The organism is Dysgonomonas mossii (genome assembly GCF_004569505.1).
GTDB lineage: Bacteria > Bacteroidota > Bacteroidia > Bacteroidales > Dysgonomonadaceae > Dysgonomonas.
The window spans coordinates 102,505-128,791 of the sequence record NZ_SPPK01000005.1; the positions used below are offsets into that span (position 1 = coordinate 102,505).

The 26,287-nt window shown below is 38.5% G+C and carries 18 protein-coding genes; 3 read left to right on the forward strand and 15 right to left on the reverse strand.

What is annotated here, in order from left to right; genetic code table 11:
- Positions 1–26: 26 nt before the first annotated feature.
- From E4T88_RS14350 to E4T88_RS14365, 4 genes are all read right to left on the reverse strand, one after another.
- Positions 27–527, reverse strand: coding sequence for a hypothetical protein (locus E4T88_RS14350; RefSeq protein WP_135106601.1), 501 nt, complete (start codon positions 525–527; stop codon positions 27–29).
- Positions 528–750: 223 nt separating this feature from the next.
- Positions 751–2,118, reverse strand: coding sequence for an oxygen-independent coproporphyrinogen III oxidase (gene hemN / locus E4T88_RS14355; RefSeq protein ID WP_135106603.1), 1,368 nt, complete (start codon positions 2,116–2,118; stop codon positions 751–753).
- Positions 2,096–3,340 (reverse strand): MFS transporter, encoded by a 1,245-nt coding sequence (locus tag E4T88_RS14360; protein ID WP_135106605.1) that lies wholly within the window; start codon positions 3,338–3,340, stop codon positions 2,096–2,098. The genes hemN and E4T88_RS14360 overlap by 23 nt, the downstream gene beginning before the upstream one ends.
- 1 nt (position 3,341) lies before the next feature.
- Positions 3,342–5,438, reverse strand: a complete 2,097-nt coding sequence (locus E4T88_RS14365; protein ID WP_135106607.1) for a TonB-dependent receptor — start codon at positions 5,436–5,438, stop codon at positions 3,342–3,344.
- Between the two features lie 289 nt (positions 5,439–5,727).
- On the opposite strand from E4T88_RS14365, the gene pnp reads away from it, so the two are divergent.
- Positions 5,728–7,899 (forward strand): polyribonucleotide nucleotidyltransferase, encoded by a 2,172-nt coding sequence (gene pnp / locus E4T88_RS14370; RefSeq protein ID WP_135106609.1) that lies wholly within the window; start codon positions 5,728–5,730, stop codon positions 7,897–7,899.
- A 131-nt stretch (positions 7,900–8,030) separates the two neighbouring features.
- Here the strand turns inward: pnp and tatC are convergent, their stop codons facing one another.
- The 11 genes from tatC to E4T88_RS14425 all read right to left on the reverse strand — a co-directional run bounded on the left by tatC (position 8,031) and on the right by E4T88_RS14425 (position 22,353).
- Positions 8,031–8,888, reverse strand: coding sequence for a twin-arginine translocase subunit TatC (tatC, locus tag E4T88_RS14375; protein WP_135106611.1), 858 nt, complete (start codon positions 8,886–8,888; stop codon positions 8,031–8,033).
- A 14-nt stretch (positions 8,889–8,902) separates the two neighbouring features.
- Complete coding sequence (gene tatA / locus E4T88_RS14380; protein ID WP_006841533.1) at positions 8,903–9,106, reverse strand: twin-arginine translocase TatA/TatE family subunit; 204 nt, start codon at positions 9,104–9,106, stop codon at positions 8,903–8,905.
- 135 nt (positions 9,107–9,241) lie between these two features.
- The gene (locus E4T88_RS14385; protein ID WP_135106613.1) at positions 9,242–10,210 is read right to left on the reverse strand and encodes an FAD:protein FMN transferase; all 969 of its coding nucleotides are present in this window, start codon (positions 10,208–10,210) and stop codon (positions 9,242–9,244) included.
- Between the two features lie 138 nt (positions 10,211–10,348).
- On the reverse strand, positions 10,349–11,239 hold the full coding sequence (locus E4T88_RS14390; RefSeq protein ID WP_135106615.1) for a sugar phosphate isomerase/epimerase family protein: 891 nt from the start codon (positions 11,237–11,239) through the stop codon (positions 10,349–10,351).
- An 88-nt stretch (positions 11,240–11,327) separates the two neighbouring features.
- A complete protein-coding gene (locus E4T88_RS14395; protein WP_135106617.1) occupies positions 11,328–12,215 on the reverse strand; it encodes a 3-keto-disaccharide hydrolase in 888 nt (295 codons plus the stop codon).
- A gap of 38 nt (positions 12,216–12,253) precedes the next feature.
- The gene (locus tag E4T88_RS14400) at positions 12,254–13,729 is read right to left on the reverse strand and encodes a glycoside 3-dehydrogenase (protein WP_135106619.1); all 1,476 of its coding nucleotides are present in this window, start codon (positions 13,727–13,729) and stop codon (positions 12,254–12,256) included.
- An 86-nt stretch (positions 13,730–13,815) separates the two neighbouring features.
- Positions 13,816–15,507 carry a Gfo/Idh/MocA family protein gene (locus tag E4T88_RS14405; protein WP_135106621.1) on the reverse strand — a complete coding sequence of 564 codons (1,692 nt, stop codon included), beginning with the start codon at positions 15,505–15,507 and terminating at the stop codon, positions 13,816–13,818.
- A gap of 5 nt (positions 15,508–15,512) precedes the next feature.
- Positions 15,513–16,007: a DoxX family protein gene (locus tag E4T88_RS14410; RefSeq protein WP_135106623.1), complete on the reverse strand. Its 495-nt coding sequence runs from the start codon at positions 16,005–16,007 to the stop codon at positions 15,513–15,515.
- A 378-nt stretch (positions 16,008–16,385) separates the two neighbouring features.
- Complete coding sequence (locus E4T88_RS14415) at positions 16,386–17,399, reverse strand: Gfo/Idh/MocA family protein (RefSeq protein ID WP_135106625.1); 1,014 nt, start codon at positions 17,397–17,399, stop codon at positions 16,386–16,388.
- A 192-nt stretch (positions 17,400–17,591) separates the two neighbouring features.
- Entirely contained in the window at positions 17,592–19,304 is a 1,713-nt protein-coding gene (locus E4T88_RS14420; protein ID WP_185146748.1) for a RagB/SusD family nutrient uptake outer membrane protein, read from the reverse strand.
- Between the two features lie 13 nt (positions 19,305–19,317).
- Positions 19,318–22,353 (reverse strand): SusC/RagA family TonB-linked outer membrane protein, encoded by a 3,036-nt coding sequence (locus tag E4T88_RS14425; protein WP_135106627.1) that lies wholly within the window; start codon positions 22,351–22,353, stop codon positions 19,318–19,320.
- Between the two features lie 254 nt (positions 22,354–22,607).
- On the opposite strand from E4T88_RS14425, the gene E4T88_RS14430 reads away from it, so the two are divergent.
- Together E4T88_RS14430 and E4T88_RS14435 are read left to right on the forward strand one after the other, a co-directional pair.
- A complete protein-coding gene (locus E4T88_RS14430) occupies positions 22,608–22,826 on the forward strand; it encodes a helix-turn-helix domain-containing protein (RefSeq protein ID WP_135106629.1) in 219 nt (72 codons plus the stop codon).
- A 256-nt stretch (positions 22,827–23,082) separates the two neighbouring features.
- On the forward strand, positions 23,083–26,280 hold the full coding sequence (locus E4T88_RS14435; protein WP_135106631.1) for a SusC/RagA family TonB-linked outer membrane protein: 3,198 nt from the start codon (positions 23,083–23,085) through the stop codon (positions 26,278–26,280).
- The last annotated feature ends 7 nt before the right edge of the window (positions 26,281–26,287 follow it).

Below are 26,287 nucleotides of genomic sequence, written 5' to 3' on the forward strand. Positions count from 1 at the left end.
TTATTATGTTGTCCAATGATTCGTTTTTATTTTATTTCTTCAACGACAGAGCTACTTTCCATATTTCTAAAAAATACACCGGTCCATTTTCCATGTATATCTTTGTAATCAAAAGAATCATCGTCTGCCACTAGACGAATGCGATATGTGGCTGTTATTTTATTCTGATATATCGTCACATTAGTAGTTAACTTGCTATGTGGTGGTAATGTTGTAGATTCTTTAACCTTCGTGGAAGGTTCTAGCTCTACTTTTTCTCCAATGCGTAGCGGAGCTTCTTTACCTGAATAATAAACATAATCAGAAGATAATAGACTGATCTCAGATGGTATAGAGACAGTATAATCTTCACCCATTAATTGGGTTAACAGTTCTGCATCCTCTGAGTTATGAAAATGGGAATAGTCCTTAATGTAATCTTCTGATTTATTTGTTATTATAGCTGGTTCGTCTACGTTGTTATGGATAGAGATGCTTCTATGGTCTTCTATTACCTCTTGTTTATCTCCCTCTTCTAACTTCCACATAATAGAATGAAATGTGTATGTTTTATTTTCTTCTGGTAAGTCTTTATCATTGCTGCAGGATATAAAAAGACAAGACATAAAGATGAAAAGAAGTAATATTTGTGAATAAGCTTTCATAGTATTAATGTTAATTTTTAATCTATTTGTTAAAGATATACATTCTTTATTAATTAAGCCATGCTTGAAAGATCTTTTCTTTAATAAACTATTACCCAAAAATTGATTATACCGATTTGGAATAACGCTTTTCGTTATTTACCATCAGTTTGTCGAGCGAAGCAGCAACATTGCGGACAAAGGGAGCAGCTTCCGGTAATACTGTAATGTGATCTTCCGAAAATTCGATAATTCCATCTTTTTGAAAATCAAAGAGCTGCTCTTTGTTATAGTTCAGAGCATTTTTTACTTCCTTTTCAGACATATTCATTCGGGTCGCTATATCCGACCAACTTACTGTATAGTTACACATTAGTGAAGCTATTACTTCACGGGTAATTTGTTCTTCCTTATTCAGTATATACCCTTTAGTTATCGGATATTTACCCTCATTTACTGATGATATGTATGTGCTCAGATCTTTTGCATTTTGGCTGTAAGCTGTAGATAATTGACTGATCCCGGTATTTCCGAATGCATAAACCTGACCTGTCGTGCGGCGGGTACAGTATCCTTGAAAGTTACGATGCAGTGATTTTGTTTGTAAAGCCTCGTAGAGCTCATCGTTTGCTAATACAAAGTGGTCGAGCCCTATCGTTTTATATCCAGCATCGATTAGCAATTTCTTAGCTGTTTCGTATATTTCGTTTTTTGTAGAAACTGATGGCAAGCCAATCTTTTCGAGATTTTTTTGCAACTCATTTACCCAAGGAACATGGGCGTAAGAAAAAGTGACAATTCTGTCCGGCTTGAGGGATATTGCTTTCCGAATAGTTTCTGCAAAAGATTCAGGAGTTTGTAGAGGTAGTCCGTATATAAAATCCATGTTTACAGATACGCCTTTACTCCTGAGTATGTGTATTATATCCTCTATCGCCATTCGTGATGGCTTACGGGCGGAAGCCTTCAAAACCTCTTCGTTAAAATCTTGAATGCCAATGCTTATTCGATTGAATCCTGCATCAATCAGATCATTCCAATAGTCTTCATCCAGATATCCCGGGTGGCATTCTATTGCAATTTCCGGATTTTCGATGCATTCAAATTCGGATAAGATTATCTGGTTGATTTCTTTTAGTACAGAGACAGGCTGTGACGTGGGTGTTCCTCCTCCATAGTGTATTTGTGATATTTTACGACTATGGTCGAGTAGGGGAAGTACCATCCGTATCTCCTTTTTCAAGGTTTCTATATACTCTTTTACTACATTTTTATCTTTGAGCAACTGTGAATTGCAGCCGCAATAATGGCACATGTGGTAGCAGAAAGGGATATGTATATAGATGGATATATGCTGAGGATTTTGTTCATTTGATTGTATAATAGCTTCCTTATATGAATCGGCAGTAAATGATTCATTGAAAAAGTTAGCCGGAGGGTAGCTTGTATATCTTGGAACAGGGATGCTATATTTATTCAGTAATTCTTGTTTCATTTTGTTCTTTCGGTGCTTTAAGTTTGAATGCCAATAAGATAAATGCCAGAGATATGGCTGCGATACACATTTCCACAACAAAGAGTCCCTTGTATGTTATCATTGCTGCTATTTTACCGGAGCTTACACCCATAATAATTCCGCTCAGGTGTGTAATCACAGTTTGTATTGTGAAGTCCGTTCCTTCAAAACCCGGACGTACACAGTCCATAGCTGTGGTATATACAACAATAACCGCCATACCATAACTTGCCCAAAGTAATGAGATGCCTAAATGCAGAGTTGCTATATTTACAGGAAGAGCAGATACTAACAGGCAGAAGTAGATAGTAGTTATCAATGTGAAAACGGCAAACAATATTCGAGCGGAATGTCTGCCTATTTTTCGAACGATAAAGCCACCCCCAAAAGAAGCAAGGCAGCCAATAGATGTACCCACAATCCCGGACATGATGCCTATTTCTTTCATGTTGTAGCCATAGTCTACCAGCATGGGCTTAAGCATCGCTAACACACCAATAAGACCTGCATAATAGACAAATAAGAAGACAACTTGTTTCCAGATACCTTTTTGTTTGAAAAAGCCAAGAAGATCGTCCGGGGTTGGCTTCTTCTCTTGCTTTGCTTTTATGATTACTTGGTTATTTCCTCTCTTGAAAAATATTAGAGGAATTAGAGCTATAATAACAAATACAGCAAGGAATGGCAATAGATTTCCCCACCCGAATTTATGATAGAGTAATAGTAATATGCCGCCGCCAATCATAGCACCTGCAAAGTTTCCCATCGACTGCATACTGTTTGCAAGGCTCTTGTCCTTTTTACTAAAAGACAGAACAGCAAGTGAGTCGGTTGCAATATCTTGTGTGGCCGAAGCTATAAAAGATAATACTACAAGCCCAATAATAAGATAAGGTGTGGTTTGAAAATCGAGAAATGAGACAGCAAATATGATGGATGCATATATTAATTCTGAGGAGAAAATCCATCTTTTAAAATCACCTATTCTGAAAGTGGAACGGTCGACCGCAGGAGACCATAGGAATTTTAGTATCCAAGGGAGTTTTAGCAATTGGAGCATACCTATACTTTCGAGCGAGAAGTTCTGTTGCCGCATAATTACAGGTATCACCGTAGAGAAGAAACTCATCGGTATAGATTGTGCAATGTACAGGCAAAAGAATGTAAATAGCTTTTCTCCTTTTTGAATGTTTATTCCCATATTAGAATTTAAGGTTCAGATTTAATCCACATGTGAAAGGCTTCCCTTTTTGTACAAAATTATTACCAGATGTTGCGAAGTAATATCCGATGTAATCTTTAGATCCTATATTTTTAGCCCACAAATCTAGTGAAAATTGTTTTTTAACGAAAGAAACTTTCCCATTATACACTCCATAAAATGGTTGTTCTACATCGTTGGCATCATTCCAATATAATTTACCTACTCCTGTATATTGAGCGTTAAGCACAACATTGTCGAGCCATCTCAGGTTTGTATCTATGGTGTAATTTGCAGATATCGCCAATGTATGCTTAGGCACCATGAGCAAGTAATTATTATTATAATTTACCGTCTCACTTTCTTTATACTCTTTGTATTTAGCATGCGTATAACCATAGGCTATCTGGAAGTTTAGGTTTCTCGAAGGGTTTATCTGAGTTGTCAATTCAAAGCCTTTGCTTTCCGATTTCCCTGCATTGCGAGTCAAAAAACCTTGCCCTGTGGGTTTAACTTGCGAAATTTGTTGGTTGCTCCATCTAATATAAAAGAGGCTGAAATCTACGAAGAGCAGATTATTCAGAAAGCTTGATTTTGTTCCTAATTCATAAGACCAGCTATATTCAGGATCAAACGTACGGTCTTTATCTTCATCGGCCGTATTGTTGAAACCTCCTGTCTTATATCCTTTACTTACAGATAAATATGTCAATCCATCCTGATTGTACGCATATTGGATAGATGCTTTTGGTGTAATTTGAGAAAAATCGTCCTTAGCCTTTACTTCGGGATCGACAACAGGCTCTACATTCGGATTTGCAGTGATGCGTGTCAATGAAGATTTTGTTTTCTCCCAGTCGTAGCGAATTCCAAGAGTAGCCGATAGTCCCGGGATGAAAATATCATTCAAAGTAGACTGGTGATATAGGGCGATTCCTTCGGTCGGATTGTTTACATTTTGGATTGCATGTTTTCCCGATGTGCGGTAGTCAGTATCGTTTGTTTGGAAATAATTCTGGTGGAATCCAAATACTCCAAACTGCCATTTGTACTTGCTGTCTTCTTTTATTGATTTGATATTAAACTCCTGGGAGTACATTTGCTGACGGTGATAGAAGTTTACGTAGTAAATGTCTTTGGGCGAAAAGTCCTGATCGATACCTTGTTTTCCATCATAAAACTGAAAAGATGATTGCGAACTCAGTTTGAAATTGTCTGTCACATATTCTATATTCAGTCCATTGTTAGACATATTACGACGGTAGAAACTCCGTTCATTATAATTTATATCTTCTATTTTACCCGTTTTTTTATCATAAATGCGATAAGGGTAACCATCCTGATCGGAATATTCATAAGCAAAAATAAGATTCATCGTCAACCGTGGCATAATCCGCCAACTTAGTCGGGCACGAGTAGAAACTCCATCAATCGGGTCGGCTCGTTTACCTGTGGTTTTATTCATAAAGTAGCCTCCCGAATGGGAATAATTACCCGATAGTGAATAGCCTATTTTATTATCTACATTTCCATAATCCGAAATTCCGGTCTGATAAGTATTGTAATTACCGGCGGAGAGATTCAAGTAAGTTCCTTTTGTCTTTAATGGGGATTTTGTGAAAACATTAATGATGCCGCCCATCGTATTCCTGCCATAAATAGTCCCTTGTGGTCCTCGCAAAACTTCAATGCGGTCTACATCGCTAATGTTCATATCAAAAGTTGAGCGGTCGAAATACGGTACTCCATCTACATATAGCCCTACAGAAGGCGTGTTTTTTGCAGCCCCTATTCCTCGTATAAAAACCGGGCAGTACATTTTAGAGCCATAGTCTACCATGAATAGATTGGGTACAAAAGCCGTCACCTCTTTTATGTTGGTTATATTGTTTTCTTTAATAATACTTTCAGATAGGACGGATGCCGAGACGGGTTGTATCGATAAATCACTGTTTTGCTTAAATGATTCTATTACAACCTCTTTTGCTGTGTATTTCATTTTGATAGTATCATTGTCAATGACAATATCATCAGCATAAGTATTATTGATAATGGCACAGAATAAGAGGGTCAAAAAAAGAAAAGACTTTGATCTCATTATTTCTTAATGTGTTGATATTTATAGTTTTTAGTTGATCTGCAAATGTATGAAAACTTAAAATAGCAGTCAATCACTAGATGTAGTGATATTTTTTATTCTCAGAATAAGCCTAGAATACGAATATTGAACTTAAATGGGTGGTTAGATGAATGAAATTAAGTAAAAGAAAACCTTGATATTATTATTCTATTTCGTCTTTCGGGATGGAGTTTTCGATCTCCATTCCCTTAATTTTCAAAAACTTTACTTACCTTTGTTTGATTTTAAGACGTTAAGAAAAAAATTTATGATTAATCCGATTACAAAGAGTATCGATTTAGGTGATGGAAGGACTATCACCATTGAAACCGGAAAATTGGCAAAACAGGCTGATGGGTCTGTAATGGTACGGATGGGTAATACGATGTTATTAGCCACTGTATGTGCCGCAAAAGATGCAAATCCGGGTGTTGATTTTATGCCTTTACAGGTAGAGTATAAAGAAAAATTTGCAGCATATGGCCGCTTCCCGGGAGGTTTTCAACGCCGAGAAGGACGTGCTTCAGATTACGAAATATTGGTTTGCCGCTTGGTAGACCGTGCACTTCGTCCATTGTTTCCGGACGATTATCATGCGGAAGTATTTGTTAATGTGACTCTATTCTCTTCGGACGGTGAAGACATGCCTGATGCATTGGCCGGATTGGCAGCTTCGGCAGCTTTGGCTGTTTCAGATATACCGTTCAATGGTCCTATCTCAGAAGTGAGAGTAGCTCGTGTTGATGGACAATTCATTTTAAATCCAACATTTTCTCAACTAGCTAAAGCTGATATGGATATCATGGTAGGTGCTACTATTGATAACATTATGATGGTGGAAGGTGAAATGAAAGAAGTTTCGGAAGCAGAAATGCTGGAAGCTATCAAATTTGCTCACGAAGCGATTAAAGTACAATGTCAGGCTCAAATCGAATTAATGGAGCTTGTTGGTACTACAAAAAAACGTGAATATAGCCACGAAACAAATGACGAAGACCTACGCAAAGATGTTTGGGAAAAATGTTATGATAAAGCTTTTGCTGTAGCAGCATCAGGAAATACAAACAAACATGAGCGTGTAGATAACTTCAAGGCTATAGAAGAAGAATATAAAGCGAACCTTACTGAGGAAGAGCTTGCAGAAAAAGGTGCATTGATTTCTCGTTACTATCATGATGTAGAAAAAGAAGCGATGCGTCGTTCTATCTTAGACGAAGGAAAACGTCTTGATGGTCGTACAACAACAGAGATACGTCCTATCTGGAGCGAAGTAGATTATCTTCCGGGAGCTCACGGATCGGCTGTTTTCACACGTGGTGAAACACAATCATTGACAACTGTAACATTAGGCACAAAGCTTGATGAGAAGATCATTGATGATGTATTGAACAATGGTAAGGAGAGATTTTTGCTACATTATAACTTCCCTCCGTTCTCAACAGGAGACGCAAGACCACAACGTGGAGTAGGTCGTCGTGAAATCGGTCATGGTAATCTTGCACACCGTGCATTGAAACCGATGATCCCTTCCGATTATCCTTATGTTATACGTGTGGTATCTGATATATTAGAGTCGAACGGCTCTTCATCTATGGCTACAGTTTGTGCCGGTACATTGGCATTAATGGATGCAGGGGTGAAGATCAAAAAGCCGGTGACAGGTATAGCAATGGGACTTATCTCAGAGAAGAAAGGTACTAACTTTGCTGTACTTTCAGACATTTTGGGTGACGAAGATCATCTGGGAGACATGGACTTTAAGGTTTGTGGAACAAAAGATGGTATTACAGCTACTCAGATGGATATAAAAGTAGATGGACTTTCTTACGAAATTCTAGAAAAGGCATTGAATCAGGCTCGTGAAGGACGTTTGCATATTATGGGTAAAATCCTTGAGACATTACCTGAACCACGTGCCGACTTCAAAGAAAATGCTCCACGTATCGAAGTGCTAATTATCAGCAAAGAATTTATCGGAGCTGTAATAGGACCCGGTGGTAAAATCATTCAAGGTATTCAGGAAGAAACAGGAGCAACTGTTACTATCGAAGAAATTGATGGTTATGGACGCGTTGAAGTTTCAGCTACTAACAAAACTGCTATCGAAGCTGCAATGGCTAAGATTAGAGGAATCGTTGCTGTACCGGAAGTAGGAGAGGTATATACTGCAAAAGTACGTTCGGTAATGCCTTACGGTGCATTCTGTGAATTCCTTCCAGGAAAAGACGGATTGCTTCATATCTCTGAAATTTCGTGGGATCGCGTAGAAGACATGGAAAAAGTAGGATTGAAAGAAGGTGATAAGATTGAGGTGAAACTTATCGATATCGACCCTAAGACAGGTAAGTTTAAACTGTCTCGTAAGGTTCTTCTTCCTCGTCCTCCAAGACCAGAGAAGCCTGTACAGAAGGCAAACGGAGATACTCCGGCAGAGGCTTAAGCGCATAAGAAATCTTATATATAATAAAAACCCCGATTGGTTACCAATCGGGGTTTTTTATTTATCGATATTTTATCTTTTAATAGAAATGCAGATTCTCTTGATGATTATCTTCCAAATAATATTTACAATTACGAAGTCTTTATTTCTATATCGGCAGTATCTTCATCCTCATCCTCATCTTCCTCATCAGTTTCTTTCGGTGCAGGTTTTACCATAAAGCGGCTCAATTCAAAGAGCAGATAAAGCGGCACAAATACAACCGAAAGAGTAAATGGATCTCCTGATGGAGTGATTACGGCAGATAATACCAATAGTCCAACAATGGCATGTCTTCTAAATTTCTTGAAAAAAGATCTGTTTAAAAAGCCCAATTGAGATAAAAGCCATGATACCAAAGGAAGTTCGAATACAATTCCCATGATGAATATCAATGTAAGGAAATTATCCATATACGAATCGAGCGAAATTGTATTCTCGATCATCTCACTTAGCTGGTATGTCGATAAGAATCGGAATGTCATAGGAAATACAAGAAAATATCCTACAGCACATCCGATAAAGAACATACCTGTTCCGAACAGAAATACCCATCTGATACTCTTCTTCTCATTAGAATAGAGAGCAGGGCTTACAAAGCGCCACACTTCAAATGCAAGATATGGGAATGTCAATATTAGAGCAAACCAAAATGAAGTGGTCATGTGCCTGAAAAACTGCGAAGTAAGATTATAGTTTATAATCTTGATATGAAATGTATCATCGCAGAAGTCGGGCATAAAGGGCACGGATGATGTCACATAACATAGATATTTATACAATACAAAGTCGGCACGGGTAGGACCCATTATCCAGCTGTCGTATATATACGGCATGATTGCAAAACCAAGTATCGCAAAAACAAATAAGGCAATGATAGACCTGACAAGGGTCCACCGTAGTTCTTCTAAATGATCCCAAAAGGACATTCCTCCACTGTTCTCTTCCATAGAAGTATACTACATCAATCTTTTTTAGTTGTTGTATCGTTGTCCCCGGTTATATCATCTTCTATACCTTTAACTCCCTCTTTGAAGTTTTTGATACCTTTCCCTAGTCCTTTCATTAGTTCAGGTATTTTGCGTCCCCCGAAAAGTAAAAGTACAACTATGGCTATGATGATGATTTCACCTGTTCCCAGATTTCCTAAAAATAATAAGGTATTCATGATTTTTGTTTTTTTAGTGCTTTATGATATTATTTCTGCTAGATTGTTTTCAGTTGACAAAATAATACAAATAATATCTAACAAAGCGGATATGTTTTAATATTTATTTCTTTTTAACACAGTAAGAAAGGCATCTTATTCGTCTCCTTGAATGATCTTGTCTTCTAATGCCGGAGTACAGTACATTTTATACTCTCCATCCTCGTCACAGATAAATATAGCCTCAATCTCAGCGTTGTTATTTATCCATTCCAACGACTTATCTACTCCCGCAACCAGAAATGCTGTGGCATAAGCATCTGCTGTGAGGCAGTCGTTCGCTATCACTGTTGTGGATAGTAGATTATGCTGTGCCGGATAGCCCGTTGCCGGATTGATTGTATGCGTTATTTTTTCTCCATTTTCGATATAAAATTGTCTGTAATTTCCGGAAGTAGCTATTCCTTTATTTGTAATTTGTAAAATAGCTTGCATATCCTGTCCCGGAATGAGGTTGCTTTCGGATGGGCGGTCAATACCTATTCTCCAGTCTTCGCCATGAAGGTTTTCTCCTCTTACTCGAATTTCTCCTCCGATCTCTACAAGATAATTAAGACATTTATGCTGTTCCAAAAATAAAGCTACAATATCAGCAGAATATCCTTTTGCAATAGCATTTACATTCAATACAATGTTGGGATGATCCTTTACAATGCATCTGTCCTTGATGCTTATTTTGTCCATTCCTATATACTTCCTCATCTCTTCTATCTGCTCCCTATTGGGTAGACATTTTTCTTGAGAGCTAAATCCCCAGGCCCTGAATAGCGGCTCTGCCGAGATATCGAAAGTATTTTCTGTGTGGGCACTTATTTCTTTTGCTTTGTTGAAGACTGTATAAAAATAATCATCTATTTCTACGTCTTCATTTCTGTTGACTCGCGAAATAATGGATTCATTGTCATATACCGATAATGATTTCTCAAAGTTGGCAAGCAGCTCTTCTATTTCGGGTTGAAAATCTCTATCTTCACTATCTTGATATATAATATTATAACTGGTTCCTTCGGCTCTACCTTGTATATTGTAGTAGAAGGAGCCGTTGTCGGCCATTATTGCGTTCATCTATTCGCTTATATACTTTTTTAGCTATGCGGCTTGTCATAATGAACGGAGAGAAGAATTTCTTTAAAGAAATATACATTAGCTAAATAGATCTTCAAACTACTCCGTCCAATCTGACAAAAGCATATCTAATTTTTCTTATTTGTCGTAGCTTTCTTTTACTAAAGGACAATTTAATAAATAGTCAAGGCTTTTCTTTACACTTTCTTCAGGAGTAAAGCTGTATTGCTCTACTTCTACCACAAGATGTTTAACTCCTGCAGCATCAGTGTTGTTGAAGATGGCGTCAAAGCCTACCATACCACTTTGTCCAAGTTCTCTGTTGTCTTTGATGTGCAGCAAAGTGAAACGGTTTTTATATTTATTGAAATAATCTACAGGGCTTTTTCCACCTCTTACTACCCAGTATACATCCATTTCGAAGAATACATATTCAGGGTTTGAGTTTTCTAGCATGTAGTCGTACATAAGCTTATCTTCGATCTTATTTTTCAGTTCGAAGTCATGATTGTGATAGCCAAAGAGCATGCCGTTTTCTTTACATCTCTTTCCTATTTCGTTATAGTACTCACAATATGTTTGTAAGTCTTTCAATGTTTTAGGTGTATCCATCCATGGAGTTACAATGTATTTCATTCCTGCTGCTTTGTGTGCTGCAATACATTGATCCCACCATTTAAGCGCTTCTGTAAAATCTTTAGAAGCCAGTTCTTTTTCTGTAAGGCCTTTTCCTGTATGGGAAGAAAGCACTTTCATTCCGGCTTTTTCTATGCTTGCCTTAAATTCTTCAGGTGTTTTTCCATAGAATTTTCCGTCTGCATAGTTGGCAGCCTCTACCGATGTGAATCCCATTTCTCCGGCTTTCTTGATTGTTGCATCGTAGTCTTTAGCAATATCGTCTCTCAACGAGTACAATTGTAGAGAAATATCTTTCTTTACAGGTGCAGCTTGTTGCTGAGTTGCATCTGCTTTTGGATTGCAAGAAGCTAACATAAGGAGAGTAGTAGCTATAATAATTGATACTTTCATGATAATGTAAGATTATTTAAAAGCCAAATCCAAGAAGAGGCAAGCCCTTCAAGGATTTGGAAGATATTTTAACAGAAAAAACTAGTTATTAGTCAAGGATTTTGATTCTGATATTACGGAACCAAACATCATCGCTATGATCTTGAAGACCAATATATCCTTCTCTATTAGGTCCACCACAGTTGTTTAGCAGTTCGAATGCCAAAGGCCATTTTTCTTCGCTGAATTTGCTTGCTTGAAGCATTTCTGTCCATTGTGGAGTCCATAGGTGATATTCAACTACGTTTTCGCCATTTTGTCCATGAACCACAGTTCCTTTGTAAACCATAACTTTCGCTTTGTTCCATTCACCAAAAGGTTTGGAGTTTTGTGGTTTAGCAGGAATCATATCATACAATGACATTGATTGACGATTGTTGTCTTTACCCAATTTTGCATCAGGGTGATTTGCATTGTCTAATACTTGAGCTTCAGGAGCTGAAATATAGATAGGTTCCATCCTTAACTCTCCTGTTTTAGGATCCTTTGTTTGAACCTCTTGTGCCAGATAGAAAATACCGGAGTTACTTCCCTTAGCTACTTTCCATTCTAGTTCCAGTTCAAAATTTTTGAACTTGTGAGCAAAGATAATGTCGCCACCGTCTTTTTCCTGAGCTTCACCTTTACCAGAACCAGTAAATTTCAGAGCTCCGTTATCTATACTCCATTTTCCAGGGAGGACGTCTTTTCCGTATCCTCTCCATCCTTCAGTAGATTTGCCATCGAAGATAACGATATAACCGTCTTTATCTTTTTTGAATTTAGACAGGTCTACTTGAGGTTTGTCTAATACAGTATATTCAGGTTTCATTGCTTCAGTTGTTTTTGTTGAATCAGTATCAGTCCCTTTTTTCTCAGCATTCTTAGCCCCACCGCCACAAGCAATAAATGCTCCGGCAATCATGCAACAGCTTAATGAATAGATAATTTTTTTCATCTTTATTTTGATTTTTAAATTAAAACAATATTACTTAGTTATGGCATATCAGGCAATTTCCATCCCTGACGATATGTATGCTTGATCAGTTCATTTGCAAACTCCTGAGCATTGATAGGATCAGTCCAGATCTTATTGAACTTAGGGTCACCGTCAACGATCTTGAAGTCATCCTTAACTAATATCTTAATTTGTTCGTTAGGATCGATATTTGTGAACTTCATGTTGTCTCCATCCCAATACAATTCCTTATTCAATGTCTGCAAACGAATAGCCAATACTCCCATTACTACCATTTCGTTGAATGGGCCTGCTTCGCTGAAATCGGATTTAGTTATTACACGACTCGAAGCATCTTCCTTACAAGCGCGTACCCAATCCATTTCGTGAGATGTTTCTACACGGCGTTGTGTTTTAGGCGCTTTCGGAACACGACCCGACAACAACCAAGGGTTCACTCCATAGCATCCGCAAATCAGTGTATCTTTTGTTCCATGGAAGATAACCAATCCACCGCCTTCGCCCATTAATTGTTTTCCTTGAGGGAAACCTTTTGGACGATCCGGCATCATACCGCCATCATACCAATGTACTTCCACTTCAGGCATACCCACTTTCGGCATATTATCGCGAGCAGGGAATGTCAATTTAACGTGTTGTGCTTGCGGTGCGCAATCCTGCAACAACAAGGTAGATGAACCTTGTACTTTAGTAGGGTAGCCCAAATTCAAGCCTTTGAATACCGGGTGCATGATGTGACAAGCCATGTCGCCTAATGCACCTGTACCATAATCCCACCAGCCACGCCAGTTCCAAGGAGTATATAATGCATTATAAGGGCGTACTTTTGCAGGACCTGAAAATAAGTCCCAATTTAGGGTGCTTGGTATTTTGTCTACTTTTTCAGGGGCATTCAGTCCCTGTGGCCAAATAGGACGGTCGGTAGCACATTCAACTTTTGTTACTTCACCTATCTCGCCATTGGCAATCCATTCGCAAACGAGGTTAACGCCTTCACCCGATGAGCCTTGGTTACCCATTTGAGTAGCGACTTTATGTTTTTTAGCCAACTTAGTTAGCAAGCGTGATTCATAAACTGTATGAGTAAGCGGTTTTTGACAGTACACATGTTTGCCAATTGTCATTGCATCGGCAGAAACGATAGCATGTGTATGGTCTGCTGTTGCTACTATTACCGCATCAATGGATTTACCCATTTCGTCGTACATCTTACGGAAGTCCCAATATTTTTTTGCATTTGGGAATCTGTCGAATACGCCTTTAGCATATTTCCAGTCTACGTCACATAGTCCCACTATGTTTTCTGTAGCTTCCACAGCTTTGATATTAGCATGTCCCATGCCGCCAATACCAACAGCAGCAATATTCAATTTGTCACTCGGAGCTATATGCCCAAAGTTTTTCCCCAATACAGTGCTTGGGATGATCGTCAGTCCAATAGCGGCTTTTGCTCCTGTTGAGAGGAACTTTCTTCTCGAAATGTCTGATGCCATAATTTTTTTTGTTTTTTGGTTAATATTGTTTTTAGATTTAATGGTATATTTTAGTTTTCACTTTTCACTGCTAAATTGTAAATATATTAATTTATTTCGCCTCTTACTATTTCCTCTTTGTCTTTATCCCAATACATTGTACGACCTTCCAGATATGCACGAGTTCCCATGTGTGCTGTAATGGCTTCGTCGAAAGCAGCATCGATACCACAAGAAGTTTTCTTACTGTTGTCGCGGATACACTCCAGCCATTCTCTGATATGAAGGAATGTTGTATCATACCGTTTCCCTCCCAGATACGAATATAAGAGACCACGTTGTGCAAAATACAACTCGGTGGCAGAAGTTACTGCGTCTACATTGCTTTTGCCCGGAACGTATGTATAGAAAGGTACATCGGGTTTGATGATTCCTTTTTCAATCTTCTCCTTGTATCTTGTAGATCCACTATCTACTTTAACGGTTAGCGTATCTCCGACTTCCATCGATGCATCGTGCCCCATGATTACTTTTCCCCTATTGCGGTTGCTGGCTAATGTTGCACTATATAGCATTGTCATATTTTTATCAGGGAATTCGAATGTTGTTTGCAGCACATCCGGAACGGTTCTTCCATCCTTGAAGAAATAAACACCACCGGAAGAAGTTGCAGAATGAGGAATGCCCACGCCCATCAATTGGTTTACAGCATCGTACTCGTGTGTAAGCAAGTCTCCACTTAGCCCTGTACTGTAATCCCACCAGCAACGCCAACGGAAGAAACGTTCGAGGCTAAACTTATCTCTAGCATCCGGACCTACATATTTGGCAAGATTATGCGCTGTCATATAGTCCATATACTCTTTCACTCTTTCAGGATCACCCTCAAATTGTTTCCAGTCTACTGTCTGTGGGTTTGCTGTAGGATGAATATCATAAACCCAAGCTCCGTTAGGATCATTACGGTTTGTACAAACTTCTATAAGCGTAATAGGGCCAAGTAATCCTTTGTCTAATATCTCTTTAGCTTTATGATAGCTGTCTACCTGTCTGCCTTGATGTCCTAGCTGAAAAACTACGCCGGTCTGTTTAATAACCTCTCTTATCATGTACGTTTCGGGTACAGTCCACGAAAGCGGTTTTTCTACGTAGACATGCTTTCCTGCTTTTGCTGCATCCATAGCCATTGTGCTATGCCAGTGATCGGGTGTAGCAATGATAACAGCGTCGATGTCGTCGGCTGCAAGCATTTCCTGATAGTGACGATATCGTTTTGGAGCAGGTCCCAGCTTACCGCCTACACCTTCCCTGTTTATATTTGATCCGGCTGCAATACCTTCTTCGGCAAATGTATCGAATATGTCGCACACGCCTGTTAAGACGATATTGAGGTTTTCTTGTTCTCTAAATAGTTGGTATCTAGTATCCTTTTTGTCTTTTTTTGAAGAGTCAATCAGCTTTTGGAGAGATTCTGGGGTTGCAAATCCTGCAGCTCTTAACAATTGTTTCCCTCTGATGCCGCAACCAATAATTCCTAATCGAATCTGTTTTCCGTTTGGCTGTAGTTCGGGGATAGTTGCTGTTTCTTTACTTAATTTAAAGACGTCGCTTACATCGTGCATCGTCTTATCATATTTTTGCTTCTTATAAACACCATAGGCTAAAGCTCCCAATACAGGAACTGTAGCTAATGCCTTCAATGCTTCTCGTCTGCCTTGTGATTCGGGCAGTTGACTGTCGTTAGACTGAGCGTTGTTATCTTTATTTGGCTCTGGAACTATCTTATCTTCGGATGTCATGTTTGTTAAGCTGTTTTGCGTTTTAATAATCTTGAAATGTATCGGTCAAATCCGATAATGTGCGAGGTAGGGAAATATATTAATACCATCAATGCTCCTATCTCTATCAGGTTCTTGTCTATCCATAGATAAGAGCCTTCGGTTGGCATCATAGAATTTGCGCCTATATAAGGTATGTGAGACAAATAGTATAGGCTAAGAAAAACGATACCTCCGATAGATGCATAACGCGAAAAGCAACCAAGTATAAGTCCGAGTCCGACAAGTGTTAATCCGTAGATATTAACATAATTCGAAAAGGCTAGAAATTCTGCGTTTTCGGCAATACTGTGGAAGAAGTCTGCCATAAATCCTCGTGAATCCATAAGGTAAGGATAAGCAGTCCAACTTGAACTGAAGAGTTTTACAAGACCTTCGTATAAAAAATGCCAGCCAATCAGTAATCTGAGTATTACCAGCCAGAGGGTCTGAGGGCGCGAATAAGATGTTAGTTTATTCATGGGTTAGTAAATAATAAGTTCTGTCTTTTTCAAGAAAGTTAAAATATAGATTGTTTAATTGTTCATATAATTTATAAAAAGCTGAGCATTTTTCTTGTTGTCTTGAGCCTATTTTGTCAATGACAAACAAGACGGCTTTAAGTTTTTGTTAATGAGTGCTATAATGTGCAATCACGGTAGCATTTATTCAATCCTAAAAAGTAAATGAAAATGCGGAATAAAGCTAGGAATATTTTAAATAAGTAAATCTCTCATTACTGTTAAAAAAAGTTGGTATTTATAATAAATTGTATAACAATAGTAAATCTCTTAGAGCAAAAATCTTTTTTTATTCAAAATAATGTAATAAAACAAACGCGTATTTGTGACAATTTAATATTATATGCTATCTGCAGGATAAATTATCCCCAATTGTTTCCTTATTTCATCAATAATTTCTATTGTAATTAATGAATTTTCAAGGCTATTAATTGTAGATTCTCTTTCATTTTTTTGAATCAGGTCAATGAATTCTGCAACTTCAAAATAATACTCATGTGTAGGATTGGGAGTACTTATTATAGTTTCCTCTCCACTTCGTTTTTTTAGTGTTACTTTGTTTATGATATTTATCCGGTCGGCAGTTATTGTACCCTCTTCTCCCTGTATTTCTGTTGGTAGGCTCGAATCTGCTATTTTGGAATACATGACTGTTGCATCCATGCCTTCATATTCAAAATTAACACTTCCTTGTCCATCGGCTCCTGTAAACAGTTTAAGGCCTGCAGCGCTAATTTTTTTTGGTCGCCCGAATAAGACTACCATCGGATATATGGTATATACGCCCAAATCCATTACTGCTCCGTTAGATAATGACGGGTCGAAGGCATTTAATATAACGCCTTCTTTTAGTTTGTCGTACCGAGAGGAGTATTGGCAATAGCAAGAAAAATATTTACGTATTGTTCCTATTTCTTTTAGGTTGTCTTTTATTACAGAGAAGTTTGGGGTCATTGTCGGCTTCATTGCTTCCATTAGCCTTACATTATACTTCTCGGCTGCCGCTATCATGGTTTTTACTTCATTCGCATTCGATGCAAATGGTTTTTCACAAAATACGTGTTTGCCATGTTGCATACACAAAATGCTTTGTGAAGCATGTAGTGAATTCGGCGATGCAATATATACCGCATCTATCAAATTGCTCGAAAGCATATCTTCAAGAGAAGTGAACGTATGGGGAACGTTGTGCTTCTTCGCAAATTCATCTGCACGTTCTTGTGTACGGGAATAGATTGCTGTAAGTTCGAAACGATGGTCAAGTCTCGCCGCTTCCAGAACTTTGTCTACTATAAAATTTGTGCCTATAACTCCGAAGCGGACTTTAAATGAGCCATTTTCCAACGATTCCATATATAATATATTTATAGAAAGACAAAGGTAAATATTTATTATTTAAGGAACTAGATAAAAATATTTCATTTGTTCTTAAAATGTTGCTTAATTAAAGATTTTTAGAGACTTTGAGGGCATTTAGTTGTCATTTTATCGATTATTATCTCTGTAGTGCAAACAGAGACGGATGCACTACAGAGATTTTAATTTTTAATATCCGGGATTCTGCTTCAATAAGTTGTTTGCTCCTATCAGACTATAGTGAATAGGGAATCTATTCAGGTCTGTATTGTTAGTTGCTTTATGATCCCACCAATTTTCTGTTACATAGGCATCCCAACGTACTAAATCGGTTCGTCTTCTGCCTTCTGCCAAAAATTCTAATTGCCATTCATCCAGCATGCGGTATTTATCCAGCTTAGAGCCCGTTACAGGGTCAGGGTCGTTGCCATTTGCAAAATAGCGTTTACGTACGGTGTTGATCAGTTCGGCTGCACCATCTTTGTCTCCTGCCCGCATTTTGCATTCAGCTAATGTATAATAAATTTCGGCAAGGCGAATAACAGGCACGTCCGGATCGAATTTGCGGTTTTTCTCACTCTGATTAGGACGTGGGCTACGTTTGGTAACACGCACACAAGAAGCTTCTTCTGCTGTGGCAATTGTAGATGGAAGTGACTCCAATGTCGGATATTCTGCCGATCCAACTTTTGCAAAATAAGCAACCTGATCTCTTACTACAAGTGTTTTTCCGCTGTATTCACGGCTCCCTGTACATGTCCAGCTTGGATTTGTTGGATTTACAAGTTCTCCTACAATAAACATTCCACGATACTTGCCGGCTCCTTCGTATACATATAGTTGTTTGCGAATGTCGTTATCGTTGAATTTGGCATAAGCACCACCCAATTTGTAAGAATATTTTTTACCTGTCGGATCGAGGCTTGGTATTAGTCCAATACCGTTATTAGAGCCTGAGCCTTCTAGTCCTCCCAAATAATTCTTGTAGTTGTAAGGTACCATATAGCTCCAGTACATACCATCAGTTTCCAGCTTAGCATTCTCGCTTGGTACAGACCAAATAATTTCGGGACTAGTTTCGTTATCGAATCCGAATATATTTGTCCAGTCTGTATCCAATTTGTATTTGCCGTATTTCCCGTCGATAATATCCTGGCAGATTGTTGCTGCTTCTGAATACTTTTCTTCGCCGATATATGATTTGGCGTTAAAATAAAGGCGAGCCAGTAAAGCTGCTCCGGCAGCCCGATTGATACTTCCGTTTTCCAATCCGCCAAGCTCTTCTTTTACAGGAAGATTAGGGATAGCTTCTTTGAGTAATTTTTCTATAAAATCGAAAGTCTCTTTATCTGTAGAACGTCCTTTTACTTCACTCTGTGTAGTAGTATATAGAGGTACTCCTCCAAAGAAATCCAGACCATCCAGATAGAAAGAGGCTACAAGTGCCTTTTGCTGATTTAGCATCGATTCTCGTGTGCCTTCAGCAAATCCCAAAGCATCGAAGTTTACTTTTTCTAAATCTTCGAGAGCATCCCATGCAAGAGCCACTCCCATAGCAAAGTTAGTCCATCCTGTTTCTATAAAAGCCATGTCCTCAGTGTATTCATGGTGATGGAATTTTTGATACAGGGCTCCATTATACCAGTCGCTACCACGTGTAGGCAAGCAAAATTCATCGGTACCCAATTCTTGCAACATCCAGCGAGGCTCATTGTTGGCAATATACCAGCGCCAATGTGTAAACGGACGGTTGAAACGTTCCCAAACAGCTTCCTGAGAGGTGTAGAATGTCTCAGGAACTACCTGTGAATAAAATGTAGGTTCTACGCTACACGAAGTAATTGCGAATAAACAAATTGTAATTCCGATTAAGACGGAATTATATATTTTAAACTTTTTCATCTTTTGTGTATGTTTAGAAATTTAACTGAAGACCTAATGTATAAGTGCGGGTTGTAGGATAAAAATCATCTCTTGACCAGAATTTTTCCGTACCACCTTCCCATCCTGTGATATTCACTTGGGGGTTCATGCCGCTATAGCTGGTAATGGTGCAAACATTACCTACGGTTCCGTATATGCGTAGGCGGTCTATCAGTTTCGTATATTTCTTCATAGAAAGGGTGTACCCGAGTGTGATTGCATCTATCTTTAAGAATGTACCGTCTTCGAGGTAGTAATCACAGATTTGTTTTTCCCCTTTAATATGGTTGAATTCGCCATATGCTGATTTTAATACATTCGTATTTCCCTGCCCTTGAATTCCGAAGTACATGTTTAGGGCATTGTATACATCAAAGTCGATCCAGCTTCGCAGACTGATTCCCATGTCGAGATTTTTATACTGCAAGGTGTGTCTCCATCCGAGGATGAGCTTAGGTGTATAATTTCCGATGTATTGTTTATCATTTTCGGTTTTTTCGGATGCCGGTATTACTTTCCCTTCTTTGTTGTAGAGTAAGAATTTTCCATCATCGTCGAATCCTGCAAACTTCCAAAGATAGAACGCACCTATTGTAGAACCTTCTTCTATGCGTGCTGCATCTCCCGGGCTACCCGGGGCAGGAAAACCATTTCCGTTGTAATATGTATTATTCCCCCAAAGAGTAAGAATCTTACCTGAATTGTGACCTAAATTGAGGTTGCTGTTCCATGTGAAATCTTTAGTACGGATGATGTCTCCTCCAATTTCAAACTCCCATCCTTTACTCTCCATGCTTCCTATGTTTTGGTACTGAGAACCTTGAGTGAATGGTGGTTGAGGAACTTTAACGCTGTAGATAAGGTTGTCGATCTTACGTCTATAATAATCGAATTTACCATATAAGCGACCATCGAAAAGCGAATAATCCAAACCGAAGTTCCATTCTTTCTTTTCTTCCCATCCCAGATTTGGATTTATATTTTGGGTTTTACCAAATGAGTATGCCCATGTTCCGTCAGGAAGCATCCAGTACGCATCAGAGCCCAGCATATCTGCCATATAAGAAGAGCTGAAGTCGTTATTTCCTGTTACTCCATAGCCAACCCGGACTTTGAGGTCATCTATCCAGCTTATATTTTTCATGAACTTTTCACCCGAGATGCGCCATCCACCCGATAAAGACCAGAAATCGGCCCAACGGTTGTCTGCGGCAAACTTTGATGAACCTTCGTGTCTGAGTGAAGCCTGTAATAGGTACTTGTTTTGATAGGAATAGTTGGCACGTGCAAATACAGAGAATAAACGTTCTGTGATATCCTTGCCTGAACTCATTCCGGCTTTGCCATCACTCAGATACGATCCGGCACCGATATTCCAAAATTTTATCCCATCCACATCGAAATCGTAATTGGAAACACTAAATCCTTCACCGTTTTTCTCAAAATAAGAATACCCGGCCACAGCATTTAGTACATGTCCGCCATCAAATTCTTTGATGTAAGTTGCGAAACCTTCGGAAGTAAGATTTTCTGTTTTGTCGAAAGTGAGGGTTGCGGCTCCTCTTCGTCTGTCTTCTATCTCTTCTCGGTGATAGCGCGATTTGTAGAAATGGTATTCCCACTGGCGGTTTTCATATCCTATTACTTGCTGGAATGACAGGCCGGGTATAGGTTTTATATTCAATTTGAAAGTAGCTTCGGGCTTGAACCATTTGTCCAGTCCTTCGTAAGTACTCAGGTTAGCATCCGCTAAAACGTTATAGTCCAGTGTTTCGTTGGTCCATACATTGTAGCCTGTTTCGTTATCAGGGTCGTAAGGAGATCTGGTTGGGTTGTTGCGCATCGCCTGCTGGAAGTTTGGATAGTTGTTATTGCGCATCGCCTGACGATAATCTACGCTCGGTCTGATTTCGAGCCATCCATCAAGAACTTTAAAGTTGGCGTTAAATCTTCCTCCGTAATCCTGACGTTCATCTTTGATTGAAATTCCCTGATTTTTTTCATAAAAAAAGGAAGAATATATCTGAGCATTCTCTGTTCCGGCTTCGAGAGAAAGATGGTGCTTCTGTGAAAAGTTATCATCGTTGATAAGCTCTTTCCACCAATTTGTATCTGTACCATAATCTGTACCGATCTTATGCTCTGCATATTCTCTTCCTGTTAGCATCTCTGGAGCTCCGTAATTTTGTTTTTTTGTCATTTCGGTCGAGTAAGTCATTTTCACCTTACCGCTTGTGTTCGATCCACTTTTGGTAGTAATGAGTATTACACCCGATGCAGCACGTGTTCCATAAATAGCTCCGGCAGAGGCATCTTTAAGGACGTCGATCGTCAAGATATCGTCTTGCGAGAGTGAGCGTATATCTCCCCCCGGAAACCCATCGATAACGATAAGAGGCGACTTCCCTGAGTTTATAGAAGTCATCCCTCGCAGCTGGAATGTAGTTCCTGCATTTGCACTACCGATATTGTTCATAATAAGTCCGCTAACTCTACCTTGTAAAGCGGAGGATACGTCCGATCCGCCTACTCCTGTCATCAAGTCTTTTGCTGATATGGATGTTACCGAACTGGTTACTTGCTTCTTCTCTAATGTACCATATCCAATTACGACTACCTCATCCAGTGTTTTGGTGTCTTCTTGTAGCTGTACGTTAAAAGATGTTTGTCCGGCTACGGATATTTCTTTCGATATATATCCTACAAATGAAATAAGCAAAGTAGCATTTTCGGGCACGTTGTCCAATCTGGCTATTCCATCGATATCTGTGATATTTCCATTTGTAGTTCCTTTTACCGCTACATTGGCGCCAACTACAGGGCCAATATTGTCGCTTACTGTTACTGTTACTATTTTACCTTTTTGCAAAGGTGCTGTTTCGTGCACTATGGCTTTATTCGTATCGTTTCGGTCGGAGGCCTGAAGGTTGTATGGGCATAATGTGATTCCTGCTATTGTAAAAGTTAATAAGGAAAACATTTTGAATGATCTGATAGGCCGGGTATTAAATTTTTGTTGTGTCTTCATCAATTTTAAGTAAAATTGTTAATAATCGACTTTAAATTTTGGGATTTTGATTAAGGTGTGGTGTGATTTTGGTTTTAGGCTTTTAAATACTATGTTTTCATGGTGGGCATCTCCTTAAAAATATTTAATATTTGGGCTTACTCTGTTAAATAGGATTTTCAGCATACTCCTTTTAACAAAACAATCATTAAAGATTGTTGAAATGCAAATCTAAACAATTTTCTTTAACAACAATCATTAATGATAGTTTAAATATGGATAAGGAGATCCTCAAAAGGAAAATTGGTCTGAAAATCAGGAGTATAAGGGAGGGTAAAAACTTATCCATAATGGATTTGGCAGATATGCTGGATATAGAGTATAATAATCTGATACGAATAGAAAAAGGGCGTACAAATCCAACAATAATAACATTGTATAAGATAGGTCAGGCATTAAATGTTAAATTGCCTGAAATAGTAGATGTAGATTAAGTAGACAACCTAAAATCTCTGGGCGATTTTATATTGTTGCTTGTTAGTGTTTTATGAAAATGTCGATTTTTTCATACGGATAACCATTTTATCAAACTCATAAAAGCATACCATGTTTGAGGTATAAATATACCACATCAAGGGGATTTCATACCTAATTTGCTCATTATACTTTTGTGATAGATATTATCTGTTTTTAACAAATAAATATCTAATATATCTATAAAGGTTGTTTGAGTTAAATTATAAAAAGGTTATGCTAAATTTTAGAAAATTAAAGTTACTGTTATTATTTACTGTTTTTACTTTATTTGTTTCCGCACAAACAGGCGACATATACACTATAAAAGGACATGTAACAGATGCTGGAGGTACAGACCTGCCCGGGGTGACAATACAAGTGAAGGGTAATGCTCAGTCGGGAACCCTGACGGATATAGATGGTCATTACTCCATATCAGTGAAAAAAAACGAAATTCTGATATTCTCATATTTAGGATTTGAAACACATCAGGTTGAAGTATTATCGAATAAACCAATAGATGTAGTTTTGAAAGAAAATAGTACCGAACTGGATGAAGTAGTAGTGACTTCGTTAAATATCCCTCGCGAAAAAAAGGCTTTGGGTTATGCCGTACAAGCCGTATCGGGGAAAGCTCTGGAGACAAGGCCAACCAATGCATTGAGTGCCCTTTCGGGGAAAATATCGGGTTTGCAAGTTATATCTAGTGGAGGAAATATGGGAGGATCTTCTCGTGTAACGCTGCGTGGTATAAATTCGATTACAGGAAATAATCAGCCATTGTATATTATCGACGGAGTACCTCTCGATAATACCGACATGAATACCTCTTCTACAATTAATGGTAGCGCAGGAAAAGATGTGGGAAGTACAATACAGGATATAAATCCGGACGATATAGCAGATATAAATGTATTGAAAGGCCCTTCGGCTGCAGCTCTTTATGGAACACGTGCCGCAAATGGTGTGATACTGATCACAACAAAAAAAGGCAGTAGCAATACAGATCGTTTAGATATTCAAGTAAATACGGGTATCGAGCTCGAAAATGTAGTTAGACTGCCCAAACGCCAGAAATTATATGGTGGTGGATATAGTACTTCGTTCCAAAAAGTAACCATAGACGGAAAAGAATACAATGTCGTAGATTATGCAGCTGATGAGAGCTGGGGTCCAAAGCTTGACGGGACACCTGTATTACACTGGTATAATCTTGATCCTGAGTATGCCAATGATTACCTGAATCCTGAGCCTTGGGTTTATCCAAAGAATGATGTTACAGACTTTTTTCGTACCGGAGTGTCGAATACAAATAATATAGCGTTTTCAAAGAATTCATCAAGTAGTGCTTTTCGTGTATCATTTACCAATAAGAATGTAAAAGGTACAGTTCCCAATTCTTCGTTGAGCAGAAATGCAGTGAATATATCGGGGAGTACAAAAGGGGATCTGGTTTCATTCTTCGGAAATGTAAACTATATAAATAATAAATCTACAGGTCGTCCGTGGACAGGAGCTTCGAACCGTAATATTATCCTCGAAGCATATCAATGGGGGCAAGTGCAGGTAGATTATAAGAGACTAAGTGAATATAAACGTGCCGATGGTACGCCTCGTGCATGGAATCGTACAAGCTGGGAAAATACAACAGCTGCCGAGAAAACAAAATATATAGATAATCCTTATTGGTCAGCCTACGAAAGTTATCTGAAAGAGAACAGAGACAGGTTGTATGGTAATATAGGTTTAGTGATTACCCCGACTAAATGGTTGAGTCTGACAGGACGTATAAATGGTGATGTGTATCAATACAATTCGCAAGATCGTATTGCATATTACTCTCGTTCGCAGTCGATGTATCAGGAATATTCCCAAAAGTTTGATGAGTTTAATTATGAATTCTTGGCAACATCAAATAACCGTTGGGGTGATCACTCTTTAATCGCTAACCTTGGTGCGAATTATATGAGACGTAACAGACGAGTAAGCGATATACAAACATCGGGTGGGCTTACGATTCCGGCATACTATAGCCTGAATAACGCTTCCTCTGTCATTATAAACCCGTCTACAGGTCTTTACAAAAAAGCAATATCATCAGTATACGGAAGTGTTTCGTATGGATGGAAAAGTATGTTGTACTTAGATGGTACTATCCGTAACGATTGGTCTTCGACCTTACCTACAGATAATAATTCGTTCTTGTACCCATCCCTTACATCATCTTTTGTATTCACAGAGCTTCCGGCATTTAAAGATCAGAACTGGCTGTCATTCGGTAAAGTCCGTTTGGGTTGGGCAGAAGTTGGTAATGATACTGATCCTTATCAGTTGTATAAGACTTATGAGGCTTTGAATGCATTTGACGGAAATATATCTTATACTTTATCAGATAAATTAAATAATCCTAATCTAAAGCCTGAGATTACATCATCTTGGGAGGCAGGATTGCAATTGCAATTATTTAATAATCTGATCGGATTGGATGTTACTTATTACAATAATAATAGCCGTAATCAGATCATACAATTACCTACATCAGATGCTTTTGGATATAGTTATAAACTAATCAATGCAGGGAAGATAAACAATAAAGGTATAGAAGCTACACTGACCGTAAATCCGATCCGTCAAAAGGATTGGGACTGGACAGCAATTGCAAACTTCTCGAAAAACAGTAATAAAATTATTAAATTGTCGGATGCTGTTAATACATTACAATTGAGTAATACTTTGGTTTCGCTTGTCGCACAAGAAGGCGAGAGTTACGGACAGATAAAAGGCTATGATTTTGTATATGCACCTGATGGAAAGAAGGTGGTAAACAGTGATGGCGTATATATGCGTACCGATCAGTTTGCTTCGCTTGGGAGCGTATTGCCTGATTTCTTATGGAGTTTCCAAAATCAGTTGAGATACAAAGACTTTACATTCGGATTCCTGATCGATTCGCGTGTTGGTGGTAAGTTCTTCTCTCAGACTTACAAAGTGGGTATGTACTCAGGTATCTTAGAATCTACAGCAGCGAATAATATTCGTGAAGATGGTATTATACTTGATGGCGTTACCGGTAATGTTGTATTCAATGCCGACGGAACATATACTGTTTCTAATACGGCTACAAACGACAAGCGTGTAACTGCTCAGGCATGGGCACAGAATCAGTATAACGGGCCAACAGCATATACCGTTTTTGATGCTACATTTATTAAGCTTCGTGAGTTAACTCTTGGATATACATTCAATCTTCCAAAATGGAAAGTTAAGAGTATAAACGTAACGGCTTATGCCCGCAACTTATGGAATATTTATACCAAGAGTAAGGATATTGACCCCGAACTAACCAATAGTAGTGGTAATGTACAAGGTATAGAAGGCGGTAACCTACCTACTCCTGTAACCTACGGTATAAATCTTGGTTTCAAATTTTAAAATAAAC

Bases quoted from the DNA above. Each gene is read 5' to 3' on its own strand.
- E4T88_RS14390 (WP_135106615.1), bottom strand. From the start codon at position 11,239: ATGAAAGTATCAATTATTATAGCTACTACTCTCCTTATGTTAGCTTCT.
- pnp (WP_135106609.1), top strand. From the start codon at position 5,728: ATGATTAATCCGATTACAAAGAGTATCGATTTAGGTGATGGAAGGACT.
- E4T88_RS14430 (WP_135106629.1), top strand. From the start codon at position 22,608: ATGGATAAGGAGATCCTCAAAAGGAAAATTGGTCTGAAAATCAGGAGT.
- E4T88_RS14360 (WP_135106605.1), bottom strand. From the start codon at position 3,340: ATGGGAATAAACATTCAAAAAGGAGAAAAGCTATTTACATTCTTTTGC.
- E4T88_RS14410 (WP_135106623.1), bottom strand. From the start codon at position 16,007: ATGAATAAACTAACATCTTATTCGCGCCCTCAGACCCTCTGGCTGGTA.
- E4T88_RS14400 (WP_135106619.1), bottom strand. From the start codon at position 13,729: ATGGCATCAGACATTTCGAGAAGAAAGTTCCTCTCAACAGGAGCAAAA.
- E4T88_RS14425 (WP_135106627.1), bottom strand. From the start codon at position 22,353: ATGAAGACACAACAAAAATTTAATACCCGGCCTATCAGATCATTCAAA.
- E4T88_RS14420 (WP_185146748.1), bottom strand. From the start codon at position 19,304: ATGAAAAAGTTTAAAATATATAATTCCGTCTTAATCGGAATTACAATT.
- E4T88_RS14415 (WP_135106625.1), bottom strand. From the start codon at position 17,399: ATGGAATCGTTGGAAAATGGCTCATTTAAAGTCCGCTTCGGAGTTATA.
- E4T88_RS14405 (WP_135106621.1), bottom strand. From the start codon at position 15,507: ATGACATCCGAAGATAAGATAGTTCCAGAGCCAAATAAAGATAACAAC.
- tatC (WP_135106611.1), bottom strand. From the start codon at position 8,888: ATGGAAGAGAACAGTGGAGGAATGTCCTTTTGGGATCATTTAGAAGAA.
- E4T88_RS14385 (WP_135106613.1), bottom strand. From the start codon at position 10,210: ATGAACGCAATAATGGCCGACAACGGCTCCTTCTACTACAATATACAA.
- E4T88_RS14350 (WP_135106601.1), bottom strand. From the start codon at position 527: ATGTGGAAGTTAGAAGAGGGAGATAAACAAGAGGTAATAGAAGACCAT.
- tatA (WP_006841533.1), bottom strand. From the start codon at position 9,106: ATGAATACCTTATTATTTTTAGGAAATCTGGGAACAGGTGAAATCATC.
- E4T88_RS14435 (WP_135106631.1), top strand. From the start codon at position 23,083: ATGCTAAATTTTAGAAAATTAAAGTTACTGTTATTATTTACTGTTTTT.
- E4T88_RS14395 (WP_135106617.1), bottom strand. From the start codon at position 12,215: ATGAAAAAAATTATCTATTCATTAAGCTGTTGCATGATTGCCGGAGCA.
- hemN (WP_135106603.1), bottom strand. From the start codon at position 2,118: ATGAAACAAGAATTACTGAATAAATATAGCATCCCTGTTCCAAGATAT.
- E4T88_RS14365 (WP_135106607.1), bottom strand. From the start codon at position 5,438: ATGAGATCAAAGTCTTTTCTTTTTTTGACCCTCTTATTCTGTGCCATT.